Origin of the sequence: Natronorubrum sp. A-ect3, from assembly GCF_041821125.1 — an archaeon.
In the GTDB taxonomy this organism is placed as follows: Archaea; Halobacteriota; Halobacteria; order Halobacteriales; family Natrialbaceae; genus Natronorubrum; species Natronorubrum bangense.
Window position 1 is genome coordinate 407,698 of sequence record NZ_JBGUBB010000001.1, and the last position, 16,081, is coordinate 423,778.

18 protein-coding genes and 1 other RNA gene are annotated in these 16,081 nt (G+C 62.0%); 9 read left to right on the forward strand and 10 right to left on the reverse strand.

The window, feature by feature from the left end; genetic code table 11:
- Positions 1-37 precede the first annotated feature (37 nt).
- The gene (locus ACERJA_RS02045; RefSeq protein ID WP_373606649.1) at positions 38-787 is read left to right on the forward strand and encodes a hypothetical protein; all 750 of its coding nucleotides are present in this window, start codon (positions 38-40) and stop codon (positions 785-787) included.
- A 50-nt stretch (positions 788-837) separates the two neighbouring features.
- Positions 838-1,149: signal recognition particle sRNA (ffs, locus tag ACERJA_RS02050), an RNA gene on the forward strand.
- A 264-nt stretch (positions 1,150-1,413) separates the two neighbouring features.
- Here the strand turns inward: ffs and ACERJA_RS02055 are convergent.
- The 4 genes from ACERJA_RS02055 to ACERJA_RS02070 all read right to left on the reverse strand — a co-directional run bounded on the left by ACERJA_RS02055 (position 1,414) and on the right by ACERJA_RS02070 (position 3,325).
- A complete protein-coding gene (locus ACERJA_RS02055; protein ID WP_159440154.1) occupies positions 1,414-1,563 on the reverse strand; it encodes a hypothetical protein in 150 nt (49 codons plus the stop codon).
- 226 nt (positions 1,564-1,789) lie between these two features.
- Complete coding sequence (locus tag ACERJA_RS02060; protein WP_373606650.1) at positions 1,790-2,707, reverse strand: mechanosensitive ion channel family protein; 918 nt, start codon at positions 2,705-2,707, stop codon at positions 1,790-1,792.
- The gene (locus ACERJA_RS02065; protein WP_373606651.1) at positions 2,704-2,952 is read right to left on the reverse strand and encodes a YhbY family RNA-binding protein; all 249 of its coding nucleotides are present in this window, start codon (positions 2,950-2,952) and stop codon (positions 2,704-2,706) included. The genes ACERJA_RS02060 and ACERJA_RS02065 overlap by 4 nt, the downstream gene beginning before the upstream one ends.
- 85 nt (positions 2,953-3,037) lie before the next feature.
- Positions 3,038-3,325: a ribonuclease P protein component 4 gene (locus ACERJA_RS02070; protein WP_373606652.1), complete on the reverse strand. Its 288-nt coding sequence runs from the start codon at positions 3,323-3,325 to the stop codon at positions 3,038-3,040.
- Between the two features lie 230 nt (positions 3,326-3,555).
- On the opposite strand from ACERJA_RS02070, the gene ACERJA_RS02075 reads away from it, so the two are divergent.
- From ACERJA_RS02075 to ACERJA_RS02090, 4 genes are all read left to right on the forward strand, one after another.
- On the forward strand, positions 3,556-5,406 hold the full coding sequence (locus ACERJA_RS02075; protein WP_373606653.1) for an ABC transporter substrate-binding protein: 1,851 nt from the start codon (positions 3,556-3,558) through the stop codon (positions 5,404-5,406).
- Complete coding sequence (locus ACERJA_RS02080; protein WP_373606654.1) at positions 5,406-6,251, forward strand: phosphatase PAP2 family protein; 846 nt, start codon at positions 5,406-5,408, stop codon at positions 6,249-6,251. Before ACERJA_RS02075 ends, ACERJA_RS02080 begins: the two co-directional genes overlap by 1 nt.
- 98 nt (positions 6,252-6,349) lie before the next feature.
- Complete coding sequence (locus ACERJA_RS02085) at positions 6,350-8,146, forward strand: ABC transporter substrate-binding protein (protein ID WP_373606655.1); 1,797 nt, start codon at positions 6,350-6,352, stop codon at positions 8,144-8,146.
- Positions 8,146-8,982 (forward strand): phosphatase PAP2 family protein, encoded by an 837-nt coding sequence (locus ACERJA_RS02090; protein WP_373607440.1) that lies wholly within the window; start codon positions 8,146-8,148, stop codon positions 8,980-8,982. Before ACERJA_RS02085 ends, ACERJA_RS02090 begins: the two co-directional genes overlap by 1 nt.
- 116 nt (positions 8,983-9,098) lie before the next feature.
- Here ACERJA_RS02090 and ACERJA_RS02095 read toward each other — a convergent pair whose 3' ends face one another.
- Both ACERJA_RS02095 and ACERJA_RS02100 read right to left on the reverse strand, forming a co-directional pair.
- Positions 9,099-9,509 carry a hypothetical protein gene (locus tag ACERJA_RS02095; protein ID WP_373606656.1) on the reverse strand — a complete coding sequence of 137 codons (411 nt, stop codon included), beginning with the start codon at positions 9,507-9,509 and terminating at the stop codon, positions 9,099-9,101.
- A gap of 77 nt (positions 9,510-9,586) precedes the next feature.
- Complete coding sequence (locus ACERJA_RS02100) at positions 9,587-10,339, reverse strand: DUF2797 domain-containing protein (protein ID WP_373606657.1); 753 nt, start codon at positions 10,337-10,339, stop codon at positions 9,587-9,589.
- A 111-nt stretch (positions 10,340-10,450) separates the two neighbouring features.
- Here ACERJA_RS02100 and ACERJA_RS02105 point away from each other — a divergent pair, with 111 nt between their 5' ends.
- The 3 genes from ACERJA_RS02105 to ACERJA_RS02115 all read left to right on the forward strand — a co-directional run bounded on the left by ACERJA_RS02105 (position 10,451) and on the right by ACERJA_RS02115 (position 13,029).
- Positions 10,451-10,798 (forward strand): BsuPI-related putative proteinase inhibitor, encoded by a 348-nt coding sequence (locus tag ACERJA_RS02105; protein WP_373606658.1) that lies wholly within the window; start codon positions 10,451-10,453, stop codon positions 10,796-10,798.
- A 170-nt stretch (positions 10,799-10,968) separates the two neighbouring features.
- The gene (locus tag ACERJA_RS02110; protein WP_373607441.1) at positions 10,969-11,874 is read left to right on the forward strand and encodes a CbiX/SirB N-terminal domain-containing protein; all 906 of its coding nucleotides are present in this window, start codon (positions 10,969-10,971) and stop codon (positions 11,872-11,874) included.
- A gap of 3 nt (positions 11,875-11,877) precedes the next feature.
- Positions 11,878-13,029 (forward strand): DR2241 family protein, encoded by a 1,152-nt coding sequence (locus ACERJA_RS02115; protein WP_373606659.1) that lies wholly within the window; start codon positions 11,878-11,880, stop codon positions 13,027-13,029.
- Between the two features lie 30 nt (positions 13,030-13,059).
- On the opposite strand, the gene ACERJA_RS02120 is transcribed toward ACERJA_RS02115, so the two are convergent.
- The 4 genes from ACERJA_RS02120 to ACERJA_RS02135 form a co-directional block, all read right to left on the reverse strand.
- Positions 13,060-13,635 carry a hypothetical protein gene (locus ACERJA_RS02120; protein WP_373606660.1) on the reverse strand — a complete coding sequence of 192 codons (576 nt, stop codon included), beginning with the start codon at positions 13,633-13,635 and terminating at the stop codon, positions 13,060-13,062.
- A gap of 15 nt (positions 13,636-13,650) precedes the next feature.
- A complete protein-coding gene (locus tag ACERJA_RS02125) occupies positions 13,651-13,851 on the reverse strand; it encodes a methytransferase partner Trm112 (RefSeq protein ID WP_049890008.1) in 201 nt (66 codons plus the stop codon).
- 83 nt (positions 13,852-13,934) lie between these two features.
- Entirely contained in the window at positions 13,935-14,444 is a 510-nt protein-coding gene (locus ACERJA_RS02130; RefSeq protein ID WP_373606661.1) for a hypothetical protein, read from the reverse strand.
- Positions 14,445-14,640: 196 nt separating this feature from the next.
- Positions 14,641-16,005 (reverse strand): adenylosuccinate synthase, encoded by a 1,365-nt coding sequence (locus ACERJA_RS02135; protein ID WP_373606662.1) that lies wholly within the window; start codon positions 16,003-16,005, stop codon positions 14,641-14,643.
- Positions 16,006-16,081 lie beyond the last annotated feature (76 nt).

Below are 16,081 nucleotides of genomic sequence, written 5' to 3' on the forward strand. Positions count from 1 at the left end.
TGATGGGTGAAAGTTCCAGACAGACCCGGTGAATCGCGTGAGTAAAAACGACGCTGCCACTGAGCGGGACGGGGAGGCCGAAGCGACAACTGACCGGACCAACAGCGACGCCGTAATCGACGACCTCGGACTCGGAATCGACATCGATCTCGAGGCAGTCGAGTCGGACGCTTCTGCCGATGTCGACCTCACCTTCGACGAGGAAACACTGCTCGAGGCAGCCGATACAGCAACTAACGTGTCCACACACGACGTGTCCACCGGTGACGGGCCACGACTCGAGGCCGACGAACGAGCACGGCTCGAGGACGCCGAGATCGATCCAGAGGCGCTCTCGGAAAAGCGCTGTTCCTACCGAATGCTGTTGGATGCTGGTGTCGATGAGTCGACCGCAAAGACCCTGCGGCGACGGTTCTCGCTTCCCTGGACGTTCGACAGCGACGGCGACCTCGAGCGACGCTCGAGTGAGGTTCGTGGGCTCGGTGCGGCCGAACGCGAGTGGATCGCCAAAAGCGGCGACGAGGAGTGGCAGGCCTTCGAGTACGACCATTCACCCATCGCGGCGGTTGCTCGGCAGAAACCGTCGGAGCGACCGTGGCCAAAGCCAACGCCGGTCACGGCGGTCACGGGTGTTGGCCCTGCTGATGCCGACAAACTGGCTGACGCCGGCATTCACTCGGCGGAACGACTGGCGACGATCAACGCTTTCGAGGTCGCCAGCGTCCTCGAGATCGACGTCGTGCACGTCCGAACGTGGCGCCACAACGCACGGGAACAACTCGACTGACTCGAGCGATCGTGGAGACGAAAGGCCCTTAAGTTTCACCCCCCTACTATCGGGTGGATAGGTCGGGCAGTTTGGCCCTGCTCAGAACCCGCGCTATGGTCATCAGCGGGGACCGAACACCGTGGGCGTCCGGTCAGACCGGCCGGAGCCCCGGGAGCCAACATGGAAGCCTCGTCCGTCGGGGACAGCGGTCTACGATGGCCGTCCGCAGGGACGTCCCATCGTGGTTAATCGGCGACAGCCCATCAGGCGCGGAAGCGAGCAGTGGACCGCCGAACACCTGTCGCTCGACGGGTCGCGGGGTGGAGAAGGCAACCGGGATTCCTCCGACTGGAACGCCGGGCCACCGCGGCTTCCACATTCATACCGATTTTCACCTCGACAAGCCGTTGCTCTCTACTCGCCCAGAACAGTTCGTTGTAACAGCCTTCCGTGCAGATTACAGTCGGTCGCTCCACTCAAGTCAACCGGACTGCGAGACACCGATCGCACGGCTGTCGGCTGTGTCGTGATGTCAGTCGATTGATTACTCAAAAGAAGTCCCACGACAGGGTCAAACCAGGATGTAGGTGTGGATGGCTGTCGGGTCGACCCTGCGTTAACACGTGGAAGGACTCGTAGCCGTATTATTCGTCGACTGCAGACGTGTTGGTTGGCTGCTGTTCTGTTCGCCGCTTTGCGAAGCTCATGCCGCCAGCAAAGCTGAGCGTGCCAACGAGGGCAGTAATTCCAAGCAACATTTCGTGACTGACGTGGTGCAAGAGTACTGGTTCCATCTTTGAACCTTCATCCGTAGCATGCAGTTCGTATGATATAATCGTTTCCAAATTCACCTTCAGTAGTGAAAGTGAACTTGTGATTGAGATCGAGATTCCGTTCACGAGCGTGATCGCGATTCGAGTGGTTCCCGCACAGACTCACCCGTGGGGAGACGACGTTCAGCGGCGTCAGGACTCGAGTGTCAGCAATATGCACGCAAAAACGGGTCGCCGAACCGCCGCGCTAGTCGGTCGTCTGAGCGAGTCGCTGTCTGTCTTCGAGCTCGAGGCCGCCCTCGAGTGTCCGGACGGGATAGGGGATATCGATCCCTTCCTCGTCGAATCGTTCCTTGACTGCGGTGACGTACTCACCGCGTGTCCGAACGAAGTCAGCACGAGACGGGTTCGCGATCCAGAACCGTGACTGGAGTCCGACGTCGGAGTCGCCGAGTTCGGTCAATCGAACGGAGGGTGCGGGGTCGTCCATGATGTCGGGATGGCGCTCGGCCTCGTCGACGATAATGTCGGTCGCCTGCTCGATGTCGTCGCCGTAGCCGATTCCGAAGACGAACTTCAGCCGCAGTTTGTCGGCGTCGACAGGATTTTTCAGGACGGTGTTCGTGAGCGCCGAGTTCGGCACCGTCAATAGCTCGTTGTCGAACGTTCGCACACGCGTCACACGAAGACTAATGTCCTCGACGACACCCGAGTGACCGTCCCACTCGATCCAGTCGCCGATCCGGAACGGTTTGTCAGTGTAGATGAACACGCCCGCGACAAAGTTCGAAATGACGTTCTGCATCGCCAGCCCGATCGCAAGTGCACCAGCCGCGGCGATGCCGGCCATCGACACGAGGAAGTTGCCGTAGTTGGCAAAGCCGAAGGCGATCGCAACCGCGACGAACGCGATGCCGAACCTCGTCAGCATCAACAGCGGGTTCTGGGCGTGTTCGTCGAGGTCTCGCTTGTCGAACGCTCGCTTGACTAAGGGCAACACGATCAGTCGGCCGACGATCCAGATCGCGACGAACGCGATGACGAACTTGATCGCGCTCTCTGCGCTCGCCGCGAGCGCTGCATCGAGTCCTGCTTCCTCGAGGAAGGTCCCAATCGCGCCGAGATCCGTCGCTTGGAGCGGGAGCAAACCACTCCCGACGCTCATCGGTGGAAGACTGCCGTATGGCCGCGGGTGTCGATTAGCTCAGCATTGACTCTGTCGGCGAGGTCGGCCGCCTTCTCCTCGGTCGAACTGCCCGCGCGCGCCGCACGAAGGAATTTGACCTTCACGAGGTTCTCGTTCGAGAGCTGATCGTTAAGTTCGTCGACGACTGCCTCGAGGCCGCTCTTGCCGACCCAGACAGTGACGTCGAGATCGTGTGCTTCTTGCTTGAGTTCTTGTGTATCCATGGCCCTCAGTAGCGAAGCGAGCCGTTTCAATCTTCCCGATTCGGAATCTCACCCCGAAAGGCGGTCACAAGCGGTGAGACTCCGGCTACGCCGTGTTGCTCTCGTAGGGATACCGCGCGTGTGCCCCGCAGTCACAGGTAACGACGACGTGCCCATCTCGAAGTCTCACACGAGCGTTCTGACCTGGTCGCAAGTATGCATCACAGCGATCGCAGGTAAAGCGTCGAAACTTACGTGGCAGCGTGAGTCGGTTACGTTCTGCAACACGACGAGCCAGACGGACGTAGTATCGCGCCCGATCGTGGTTTCCCTCCGTCGCCGCCGCTCGAGCCAACTCCTGAAGGCGTTCGATTCGTTCGGCGGCGATATCCATACCACACATTTCGTCGGTTCGCCTATTGATGTTTTGTTCTCGAAGCCGCCTTTGTAACTGTTCGAAACAGGGGCTGATGACCGCAACTGTTGGCTTCCATGAGTGATTGTCACACAGATGTTGGATACTGTCGAGAAAAACAACACCAATGAACGTTCCGGTAGTTCTCTATACTCACTGCTAATGCGCAATATTGTTATATACCAACAGCAAAGCTGTATACCAGCTGAATGAACTGTGATACAACCGACCCTGTTGACGGTGTCGACCGGCGTTCGGTCCTTGCTGCTGGTGCAGCGGGGCTGTCGCTCTCGTTGAGCGGTTGTGTCGATACCGTCGAACGCGTCGTCAGCGATGACAAGGACGACCGCCTCTCGTTGTCTCTCGTCACGGTCCCCGACGATGGCAACAGAGAGACCGTCCGCATCGCACGCCATCTCGAGCGGAACCTCGAGGCGGTCGGTGTCGACACCTCCATCGCCTGGCGGTCGCCCTCCGAGTTTCTGGAAATGGTCCTCATCGACCACGACTTCGACCTCTACGTCGGTCGTCACCCCGCCGATTACGACCCCGACTTCCTCTACGAGGCCCTCCATTCCACGTACGCCGACGAATCCGGCTGGCAGAACCCCTTCCAGTACACCCAGCCGACGTTTATCGATCCTGGCCTCGAGGCCCAGCGTCGGGCCGACGGTGATGTACGGCATGAGGTGATCCAGCCAGTGCTGCGAAGTATCGCCGAGGAGAAGCCGTTCGATCCGATCTGCCGTCCCGACGAGCATCGCGTCGCCAGCACCCGTTTTGAGGGTTGGGGTGACAACCACCCCGCGACCCGTCGTGGCTATCTCGGTCTCGAACCGGAGGAAGACGTCGACCGACTGCACGCGCTCGTGACTGACGCACGGCCGACCCAAAACGTCAACCCACTTTCGGCGACGGTCCGCGAACGGGGTACAGTCGTCGACCTGCTGTATGACTCGCTGGGAACGCTTGTCGTCACCGAAGCCGACGGCGAGGTGGACTACGAGGTCGAGCCGTGGCTCGCCGACTGGGACTGGGTGCCGACCGACGAAATTGATGCGCATGACTCGGATGTCGAGTCGGACGAGACCGAAACGGACGCCGAAGAGACGTTGACTGCACTGGTGACGCTCCGAGAGGACTGTACGTTCCACGACGGGGAACCCGTGACCGCTGAAGACGTCGCCTTCACCTACCGGTTCCTCGAAGACACTGCGCTCGGACACGCCACCAGTCCGTCACCGGCCCCACGGTATCGCGGTCAGGTGAGTGCGATCAACGAAATCGAAATCAAAGATGAGTACGAGCTTCGAATGACCGTCGATTCCGGCCGCGAGGTCGGCAACCGTGCGCTGACAGTCCCGATCCTCCCTCGACATATCTGGCGGGAGGAACTCCAGAGCCGGATTAGTGATCTCGATGACTTCTCGGCACCACAGGGTCGATGGGGACCCGTCACGACCGACTCGGTCCCGCCAATCGGGAGCGGCCCCTTCCAGTTCGAGAGCCAATCCGAACGGAACTACCTGCATCTCGAGCGCTTCGACGACCACTTCACCCGTCGGGAAGACGTTACCCTCCCCGAACCGACGGTCGAGGAACTCCGATTCAGCGTCGATCCTGGCAGTACCTCCTCGATTTCACGGATCGAAAGCGGCGACGCGGATCTGACGTCGTCGATGCTCGAGTCACACTCGGTCGGTGGCATTTCGGATGACTCCGACGCCGTACAGCTCGAGTCGCCCTCGTGGACGTTCTATCACCTCGGGTTCAATACAAATGCGTCGCCGTGTAGCGATCCACGCTTCCGGCGGGCAGTGTGCCGGCTGCTCGATAAAGCGTGGATCACCGAGCAGATTTTCTACGATCGTGCGACGCCGCTCTCGTGTCCAGTCGCCGATGACTGGGTTCCTGACGGCCTCGAATGGGACGACGAAGACCCCGTTACACCGTTTATCGGTACCGATGGGATGGTAAACGTCGAGGCGGCGCGTGACGTGTTCGAGTCGGCTGGGAACTTTCGGTACGACGATGATGGACGACTCCATATTCGAAACTAATGCTTGTTGAGGTACTGACGAGGGTTGTCCTTGTCGTCGGGTTCTTGCTCCCGATTTCGGTTGGGTTATTCATCGGCCGAAAGCGACTCGCGACGACGCGAACGGAGTGGCGGTCTCGGATTCGAGTCGCTGCGCCGGCGATTCTTGCTCTCTCAGTCGTGTTGCTGGTCAGCCGACTGATCCGGTGGGGCGGTGTCGATTCGGACATCGGGTTCCATATGACCGAGACGATCCGTCAACTCGAAGGCGAGTTCGTCCTGATCTTCCTGGGAGTGTCGTCGCCGGAGCTGACGTCGTATCTGACGTTTATCTACATCTACGGCTACACGTTCCTGCTGGTCTTCCCAGTCGTGGCGTATTTCGCCCTGTCGGACACCAAGATGTTTCGGCGGCTGCTCACTGCGTATGCGTTCAACTACGCGATCGGACTCGTGTTGTACGTACTCGTGATTGCGTATGGCCCGCGCAACGTCTTCGTCGAACAGCTGCTCACGGGGTCAGGGTCGTCACCGATGATCTATGAACACAGCGTCGAATACAAGTATCTGACCCGGGAAGTCAATCGCAACACCAACGTCTTCCCGTCGCTACACACCTCGCTGTCGGCGACGGTCGGCATCTTCGCCTATCTCACTCGCTCGAGCTATCCGAAATGGTTCCCCGTCGCCGGTGTGATCTCCGTCAGCGTCATCATCTCGACGATGTATCTGGGGCTGCACTGGGGGATCGACGTCCTTGCAGGGTTGGCGCTTGCAACGCTCTGTGTCGCGCTCTCGTACCGACTCGTCGGCCGGTGGTCGCTCTCGGAACTGTACGAGCGACTCCTCGAGTCTAAGTGGTTCTGAGCAGACGCCAGACGAATCCCTGCTGCTCGGCTCGATACTGTGTTCCGAGAGCACAATGTTGTTATATCGCTGCTAGCGAATCGTAACAAACGAACGAAATGGATGAACGACGGAGCGGTCCGGACCGAGAAACCGACGGTGGCAGCGCTGGTGGTATCAGCCGCCGGGCTGCACTGGCCAGCGCTGTCGGGGTGACCGTATCGACTAGTGGCTGTCTCCGCCAAGCTCGCAGCATCATCAACCGAGACGACATCGAGCCACTGTCGCTGACGATTACCACCCTTCCCGCGGACGGTGACCGGGAAAGCATCCGGCTCGCCCGGGAAATCGCTGCGACTCTCGAGGCCGTCGGCATCGACGTCTCGATCGAGATGCGAGCCAACGAGGAGTTTCTGCGCGCCGTCCTCATCAATCACGACTTCGATCTCTGCGTTGGCCGCCATCCCGGTGGCACCGATCCGGACTTTCTCTACGAGACGCTCCACTCGCTGTACGCCGACGAAGCCGGCTGGCAGAACCCGTTTGGTTTTACGAATCTCTTGGTCGACGACCTGCTCGAGGCCCAACGTGACGCCGACGGCGATGAGCGCCGCGAGGCCGTCACATCGATGCTCGAGGCGCTGGCGATCGAACAGCCGTTCGTCCCGATCTGTACCCCACTCGAGCAGCGGCTCGTCAGAGACGATCGGTTCGACGGCTGGAGTGCGGGCCATCTCGCGACACGGACGGGCTATCTCGGCCTCGAGCCACAGACGGACGACAGCGCCGAGCAGCTTCGGGCCGTCCACATGGACGCCCGACCGTCACAAAGCCTCAACCCGCTGAACGCGGAGTACCGGGACCGAGGGACGTTCACTGATCTGCTGTATGACTCGCTTGCCGCCGAGCGGATCGATGCTGCTGGCAATCGGTCGCTCGAGCCGTGGCTCGCCGACGACTGGGAGTGGACTGACGAGTCGACGCTCGTCGTCTCCCTCCGACCCGACTGCCAGTTTCACGACGGAGAGCCGCTCACTGCCGACGACGTCGCCTTCACCTATCGGCTTCTCGAGGACACTGCGCTTGGAAATAGCACCTCGCCCACACCGCCACCGCGCTATCGCGGCCGTGTCACGGCGATCGACGAGATCGACATCCGGGACGAGACCACGCTCGAAATAACAGTTGTGACGGGTCAAGAGGTCGGTGAACAGGCGCTGACGGTGCCGATACTCCCGGAACACCGCTGGGCGGAGCGAGCGGCGGCTGCCACCGTTCCCGGCGTTCGTGTCGCACAGGGCACGACCGACGCAGTCGTCACGAACAACCTGCCGCCGGTCGGCAGCGGGCCGTTTCAGTACCACGATCACGCCGAGCGCGAGCACGTCACCTTCGAGCGCTTCGACGACCACTTCACGCTGCGCGAGGGTGTCGACCTCCCTGAGCCAACCGTCGACACGATCCGAATCGGGATCGATCCACGAAGCACGTCGGCGATGCAACTGATCGAAGCCAACGACGCCGACGTCACGAGTTCGCCCCTCGAGAGCTACGTCATCGACGACGTCGAGGAAACCGACGCGGTTCGTCTGCTCGAGTCGCCGACGTGGACGTTCTACCTGCTCGGGTTCAACGCGCGGTCGGCCCCCTTCGGCAATCCTCGATTCCGGCAGGTCATCGCGCAGTTGATCGACAAGGCGTGGCTGGTCGAGGAGGTGTTTCACGGCTACGCGACGCCGGTTGCAACGCCGGTGACCGACGAGTGGACTCCTGACGACCTCGCGTGGGACGGCGACGATCCAGTGAGCCCCTTTCTCGGCTCCGGGGGCGATGTCGACGTCGAAGCGGCACGAACGGCGTTCGAGGAGGCCGGATTTCGGTACGACGCCGACGGCAACTTGCGGGTGAGACAGTGATGTTGGGTCAGGTGTTGGTGCAACTCGTCGTGATCGTCACGCTGCTTGTCCTCGTCTCGACTGCGTTGTTCGTCGGTCGGGGCCGGCTCCGGGAGACACGCGGCGCGTGGCGGAGCCGAGTGCGTGCGATTACGCCGATCACAATCGTTCTCGCATCCGCCTTGCTGTTGAACAGCGTCGCCAGACAGGCCGTCCCGGAGTTCTCGTGGCTGATCGACTGGAATCTCACCGCACCGATCTATGACCTCGAGGGGGAGTTCATTATTTGGCTGCAAGCACAGGCGACGCCGACGGTGACGGCGTACTTTTCGTTTATCTATATCTATGGCTACATCTTCTTGCTGGTGTTTCCCGTCATCGCCTACTTCGCGCTCTCGGAGACGCGCCCGCTTCGGGAACTCCTGACAGCGTACACGCTCAACTACACGCTCGGACTGGTGTTGTACATCGTCGTCATCGCCTACGGGCCGCGGAACATGATGCCTGACCTCGTCGATGCACTGCTGTACGATACGTATCCGCAGTACCAGCACCTTACCCGTCAGGTCAACCGCAACACGAACGTCTTCCCGTCGCTACATACCTCGCTTGCTGCGACTGTTTCCATCCTGGCCTACCGCACGCGAGAGTACTATCCGGGGTGGAACCTCGTCGCGGCCGTCCTCGGGATCTCCGTCGCGATCTCGACGATGTATCTCGGGATTCACTGGGTGATCGACGTCATCGCTGGCATCGTCCTCGCGTACGTGAGCGTCGAACTCGCCCACGTCCTCGTCGGCCGGTGGTCGGTTTCGGAGTGGATGGATGGCCGCGTCCCATCGCTGCGCCGGCGCTGATCGGCACCTGGTTTCTCACTTGCGGGTTGGGGTCCGCTGTTCGTGTCGAGACCATGCCGGACCGTGAGCTGTCGCTCTCGGGAACTGAGCCAGAAAGAATCGACGGCTGGGTGGCGTTAGTTGTCCTCGAGTGCGTCAGCGATCCGTTTGAGTGCGCGCGTCTGGTCACGCATCTCGTCTCGGAGCTGTCGGACTTCGCGGACGAGTTCTTCGTTGCCGGCTTCCTCACCGCGACCGCCTGGTGCGCCGCCGGGGCCACCGGGGCCACCGGGGCCGCCGCCCATCATGCCACCCATCATCTGCGCGAACGGGTTGCCGCCGCCCATGCCGCCGGGGCCACCGCCGCCACCGAACGGACTCTCTGGCGGCTCACCCTCGCCTTCGCCCTCTTCGGCACGTTTTTCTCGAATCTCTTCGACTCGTTCGCGGAACGACTTCTCTTCGCCGCCCTCGTCTCCTGCGTCGTTGGATTCGTTTTCGTCAGCCATGCCTGCTGCTTCTGTGCCACCGCGGAAAAGGATTACCATGTGTTGGATACACTGGGTCACACCGACCGCGATCACCGGGACGCGGCCAGTCCATGTGTCGCTCAAGGCTGTCCGCGTTAGCCGAACGAGCCGAGCGACGACTGAAGATTCCGACTCGTCTCTCCGCTTGCCACCGTATACCCCACGAGGTCGCGCATATCGACGGCGTACGTCGTCCCGCCGTTCTCGAGGACGAGCAGCCGACCTTTCACGCCGATGACGGTGCCTGCAGCGACCGTCTCGGGAACCGGCTGCCGCTCACACTCGAAATTGTAATCGAGCGTAACCCTCTCGAGTACGTCGAACTCGGCAAGCGTTGCGTCCCAGGCAGCCTCATCGACCGTCGCCGCGAGCGAGGCGACTTTCGTCGGCGTGCGGACCCGATCGACGAGCCGCTTGGCGATTTCGGCTTCGATTTCGCGGGCGATCCGGCCGTTCGAGACGGTGTGGATGTGGGCTGCGCGGTCGGCGCCTTGCTCTCGGAGCCGGGTCTCGAGTCGACGAGATTTGGTGACGCCGACTTTGAACGTGTTGGGGGCGAAGGCAGCGATGTAGACTGCGTGCTCCTGATAGCAGTCCATCTCGTCTTTCAGGCAGGTGCCCGTACAGCGGGCACAGACCCACGTACTCGTATGGAACTCACAGTAGGGTGCCGATGGCCGCTTGCAGGCGAGATGGTCGTCGTCGTGGATGGTGCCCGCACAGTGTCGTGACTCGAGTGTGTAGGCGAGACTGGTGCCGGTCTCGAGAGGCTGGTGCTCGATCGCTCCGTCGTCGCCAACCAACAGCGCCGATCCTCGCCCGCTCGGCTCGTAGCCCACCAGTTGCACGCGTTCGACTTGGGCATAACTCGGCATATACTGTTCGCTGTCTTGTCGGCAGCCGACGGTTCGACGCACCCAGACGAACCGCCTATCCGCGTCGGCACCGAAGCCGACCACATGACACTCGAAGGACGACTCGAAGCGGACGTCACAACGGCTGCGGACGGAACGACTCTGGTAACGTTCGTGTTCACCGTCACAAACAGGGGGCCAACGCCGGTCGAACTGGAGTTTCCGGACGCGTGCAAGGCGGAGTTCGTCGTGCGCGATGATGGGCGCGAAGTCTGGCGATTCACTGAGGGCAAGGCGTTTGCGCAACTGCTCACCTCGGAGACGATTCCGCCGGATGAGACGGCGACCTACGAAGCCGAGTGGGTAGCACCCCAGCCGGGCGGCTACGTCGCCATCGCCGAGTTACGAGCGCGGGAGGTGACCTGTACCGCACAGACCAGTTTCGGTGTGTAATACTGCCGGTTGTGACGATGGCCGACGGGACCACACGATCGGACATCCCACCGGAGCTGGCGGCTAACCGGCAACCAGTGACTGGTGGGCAACGATCAGGTCTGTCATCGGACGCGGCGATGAGCGCCGACAGCGAAGTCCCTAAACCAGCCCCATCCCAACGGCGAGCCATGCAAGCGCTGGTTATCGCGGCCCACGGGTCACACCTGAACCCGAACGCCTCGGACCCCACGTACGCCCACGCGGATACCGTCCGTGAGACGGGAGCGTTCGACGAGGTCCGCGAGGCGTTCTGGAAGGAGGAACCGCACTTTCGCGATGTGATCCGGACACTCGAGGCAGACGAGGTGTTTGTCGTCCCGCTGTTTATCAGCGAGGGCTACTTCACCGAGCAGGTGATCCCCCGTGAACTGCGCCTCGAGGAGTGGGATCCCGAGCAGTGGGACTCCGATGGGACGACTGCCTCACAGGTCACACTCGAGGCCGAAGACGTCGACAAAACGATTCATTACTGCGGCCCCGTTGGCACCCACGATGCAATGACTGACGTCATCGTCCAGCGTGCCGAAAGCGTGACGGACGATCCGGACGTGGGTGACGGGGTCGGCCTCGCGGTCGTCGGCCACGGCACCGAACGCAACGAAAACTCGGCGAAAGCAGTCGAGTATCACGCCGATCGAATCCGCCAGCAGAACCGATTCGACGAGGTCAAGGCGCTGTTCATGGACGAAGAGCCCGAAGTCGACGACGTCACGGACTACTTCGAGACGGCCGATATCGTCGTCGTCCCGCTGTTTATCGCCGACGGCTACCACACCCAGGAAGACATCCCCGAAGATATGGGGCTCACCGAAGACTACCGACTCGGCTGGTCGGTCCCAGCCGAGGTCGACGGCCACCGTCTCTGGTACGCCGGTGCTGTCGGCACCGAGAGACTGATGGCCGACGTTATCCTCGAGCGTGCGGCCGACGCTGGGGCCGATATCGGCGGCGCCCTCGAGTCGGTTCGGGCCGCGGTGGCTCCCGACGTCAGCGACGGGCCAGATCTCGAGCCAAACACGGGAGCAGGTGACTGACGCGTGACGATTCCCACAGCCGATTTCGACTCGCTGATCGCGACGCTTGAGGCCGAATCGGAGATCGCGTTCGACGGCCTGCGAATCGACCGCGACGGCGAGACGTACAGCCTCGAGACCCCCGAGAGCGAGCAGTCCGGACTCGACGAAGACGACCTCGAGGCTGCCCTCGAGCCACGTGCGGCGTACGTCACGAACTGGCACTACTGGCAGCAGACGGTCGGCGGCGAGGGAACTGCCCGCCGCGCGTTCCTGCGGTGGTGTGAGCGGGCACCGCTTGCAGCCGCGTCGGACGCCGACGAGATGTCGGCGACTGCGGACGACCCTCTCGAGGTACCGGCACGATACGACGCGCTTCGGGAGGGAGTCGACCGCGAGTGGGGGCAGCTGTGTCTGACGGCCCGACTCGTCGACGACGCCGACGGCCCTGCCGGCGAGCGCGTCTACGATCTCTGGCACGTCGACGACGCCGACACTGACCTCGCCGATCTCGAGGTCTACGACGACCCACGAGATGCTCGAGAGCTCTCGACCAACGACGACGACGGCCGGTATCGACCGCTGAAGACCGCGCCGACACTGGTCTCCGGCTGGGCCTTTATCGGGCTTTCAGGCGCTGAAATCGTCGAAACAATCGGCTTCTTCTATCCGGCGACGATCGCTAACTGGCATCGAGAACTGCGAGATAACTTGGACGTCGATCACTGGCTCGAGACCGCCGAGCGCCAGACTGGGATCTACGACGTGATCGACGAACTGCCCCGTGAGGCCGTCGAGTGGATGGCCGAAGCCTGCTGTGTCGACTCCCAATGTCTGCGCCGCCGCGAGTGGCAGTACGAGGAGGGCGACGACCTCGCGGTCGACGGTGGCGACGGCCAGTTCCCGTGTCGAGAGCCGTGTTCGCTCGTCGTCGCCGCCGCGCGCAAGTGGACTGTCATCGAGTCAGAAGCGGAACGCACCTACGAACTCGAGTTGACGCCGAGCGAACTGAACCAACTCGAGGAACTGATCGATGCCGTTGCCGAGGGTCGAACCGACGAGATCCGCGAAGCCGATGTCTACGACGGTGCGAACCGCTATCGGGCGCGATACCTTCGAGCAAAACGGTTCGACGACGACGGCACCCTCGAGGCGAGAGAGCGCCACGACAACTGACGACAGGTGCGTCTCCCGCGAGCGCGGTGATTATCGGATCAGTAACACGAGCGCTACGAGAAATCCGATCGAAACGATGGCGAGCCCGGCCATTGCAACCGGGCCACCGATCGTGGCCGCCGTTAGCACTGCGATTCCGACGGCGACGAGTCCGAGCGCGACGACGCCGAGTGTCGCCGGCTCGAGGCCGACGGTGGCGATCAGTCGCTCGAGATCGCTCGGTTCGGGTGCGTTCTGTGCGGGTTTCGACAGCGATTCGTCGACGTCGACGTCCCCCGGCGCTGGTTTGACGGTGACGGGAATCGACAGTGACTCCGAGCCGTACCCGGTCAACACTTCGAGTGTGCCTTCGAGTGGCCGCTCGATCGCCTCGGCGTTGACGCGGACGAGGACGATCGTTTCGCCGTCAGCTTCGACGTAGTAGTTCGACTCGGGGAGCGTTGCGATGCGCTCGATGTCGCCGCCAAGCCGACAGTGGACGTGTGCGGGGGTGTCATGACTTTGCAAGTGGAGGTCGAACGAGCCACGGACCTCGAGGGTACCGACAGCTGTCTCGAGTGAGTCGGCGGACCCGCGATTGACGTGGACGGTGACCTCCTGGGACACGGTTCCAGTGGCTGATCAGGCCGGAGTTTCTTCGCGCATATCCGGCGGCAGCAGGTTCGGGATGCCGTCTTCGATCGGGTACCGCTCGCCACATTCGCTACAGACGAGCGTGCCCGCGACGATTTCCTCGCCGGCATCGTCGTACTCGGCGTCCTCGAGTTCTAAGTCGTGTTTGTCCAGCGGACAGCAGAGGATCTCCAGCAACGACTCCTTCATGATAAACAGGCTTACCGCAGACAGCAAAAGGCTTCGGGAACGAAACGGACACAGCCGATCACGGAACGGTCATGAGACTGCGCTCATTCCGACTGGGTTTGTTCCTCACGGACGGTACTGCCGACGATGAGCGCAGCCCCGATGATGACGAGGTTTTTGACGATGTACTGTCCCTCGACGGTCAGGCCGTAGGGAATCGTCGTGAACGTCACCTCTGGCAGGAGCACCAGCGGGAGGAAGGTGCCGGGCATCTGGAGGAACAACAGGAGGATACCAAGCCGGATCAGCGGCCGGTAGAGCAAGCAGATGCCGATCAGCACCTCCCAGACGCCCAGTACCGGGACAAACAGCTCCGGTGGGACGACGTACACCGTCGCGGCGACGAGCTCCGCGGCCGGGCTCACGCCGAACATCTTCAGCCCGCCGAACCAGACGAAGACGATCCCGAGCGCGATACGAAGCGTCGGCAGTCCCCAACGTCCCATCCAGTTGGCGATCGATCGGTCGACCGCTTCGACACGACGGACCGTTTCCGTTGGGACGCCAAGGGCAGACTCGATTCGGCGGACGAGTGCTGTGAATGGATCACTCATAAACTGTGCTCACAGAGAGTCAACGGCCTCTGCGAGCAAAAGGTCGCGGTATGTATATTCGGGGTAAACGCGGTCGTCGCCAGTTATACTAACAACTGAAACGGTTTGCACACTGATCGCACAGCTGTCGTGCGATCGGGTATGCACTGACGTTCAGTGGCTACTATAACGAACCGCAAAAGACGAGGCCGAAGCGTTATTCGTACGGGTTCTCGACGATGACGGTCTCGCCACGGCCGGGACCGACACCAACTGCGTAGATCGGCGTGTCGAGTTCGTCGCTGATGTACTCGAGGTAGGTCCGGGCGTTTTCCGGAATCGCCTCGTAGCCGTCGGCTGCGACCTCGGCCCAGTCGACTTCGGGCCAGCCGTCGAAGGACTTGAACGTCGCCTCACAGCGACCCCATTGCTCGGTTGTCGGGGGCACGGTGAAGATCTCCTCGCCATCGAACTCGTAGCTGTGGCCGACCTTCACTTCCTCGAGTCCGGCCAGCACGTCGATGTGGTTGATTGCGAGTCCCGTAAAGCCGTTTGCGCGCGCGGCGTGGCGCAACATCGGCATGTCGAGCCACCCGACACGGCGCGGGCGACCGGTGACGGTGCCGTACTCGCCACCCTCGTCGCGGATCTGGGTCGCGAGCGCTTCCTCGTCATCGCCAGCACCCTCGTCCGGGTCGTAGTCAGGCGTCTGGTCCTCGACGCCGCCGAGTTCGGTTGGGAGTGGCCCCGTGCCGACACGTGAGAGATAGGCTTTGACGATGCCGATAACGTCGCCCTGTCCGACGACGGTCGGGCCGAGTCCGGTGCCGACGGTCGCGCCACCCGAGCTCGGATTCGAGGAGGTGACGTAGGGGTAGACGCCGTGGTCGATGTCGAGTGACGTTCCCTGTGCGCCTTCGAGCATGACGTTGTCGCCAGCGTCGATGCGCTCTTGGAGGAACGTTCCACAGTCGACGGTCATGTCTTCTTCCTCGAGTCGCTTGCCGTACTCACGATACGTCTCGTAGAGGTGGTCGATGTCGAACGCCTCGCCCGTCTCCTTCTCGAAGACCTCCTCTGCGAGGGCTTTCTTCTGGGGGACGACGTACTCGAGTCGCTCACGCAGGACGTCGGGATCGAGCAAGTCACCCACACGGACACCGCGTCGGCCAGCCTTGTCCTCGTAGGTTGGGCCGATGCCGCGTTTGGTCGTCCCGGCTGCGAGGTCTTCTTTCTCTGCTTCCTCGATGCCGTCGAGCGCGCGGTGGTACGGGAGGATGACGTGTGCGCGTTCGGCCACGCGCACGTCAGGCTCGAGATCACGCTCTCGGAGCGTGTCGATCTCGTCGAACAGCGTCTCGGGGTTGACGACACAGCCGTTGCCGAGTACGCCAACCTTCCCACGAACGGCGCCGGACGGCACGAGTGATAGTTTGTACTTCTCACCGTCGTGAACGACGGTATGGCCAGCGTTGTCGCCGCCCTGATACCGAGCGACGACGTCAGCGGCGTCGCCGTAGACGTCGACGACTCCACCCTTGCCTTCGTCGCCGAGTTGCGACCCGACGATTGTGACGGTCATAACAGCGGCGGATTCTTGCCCGGCCGATAAACAGATTACGGTATGGCCGGGGTGATCCTGTATTGATATACATAGA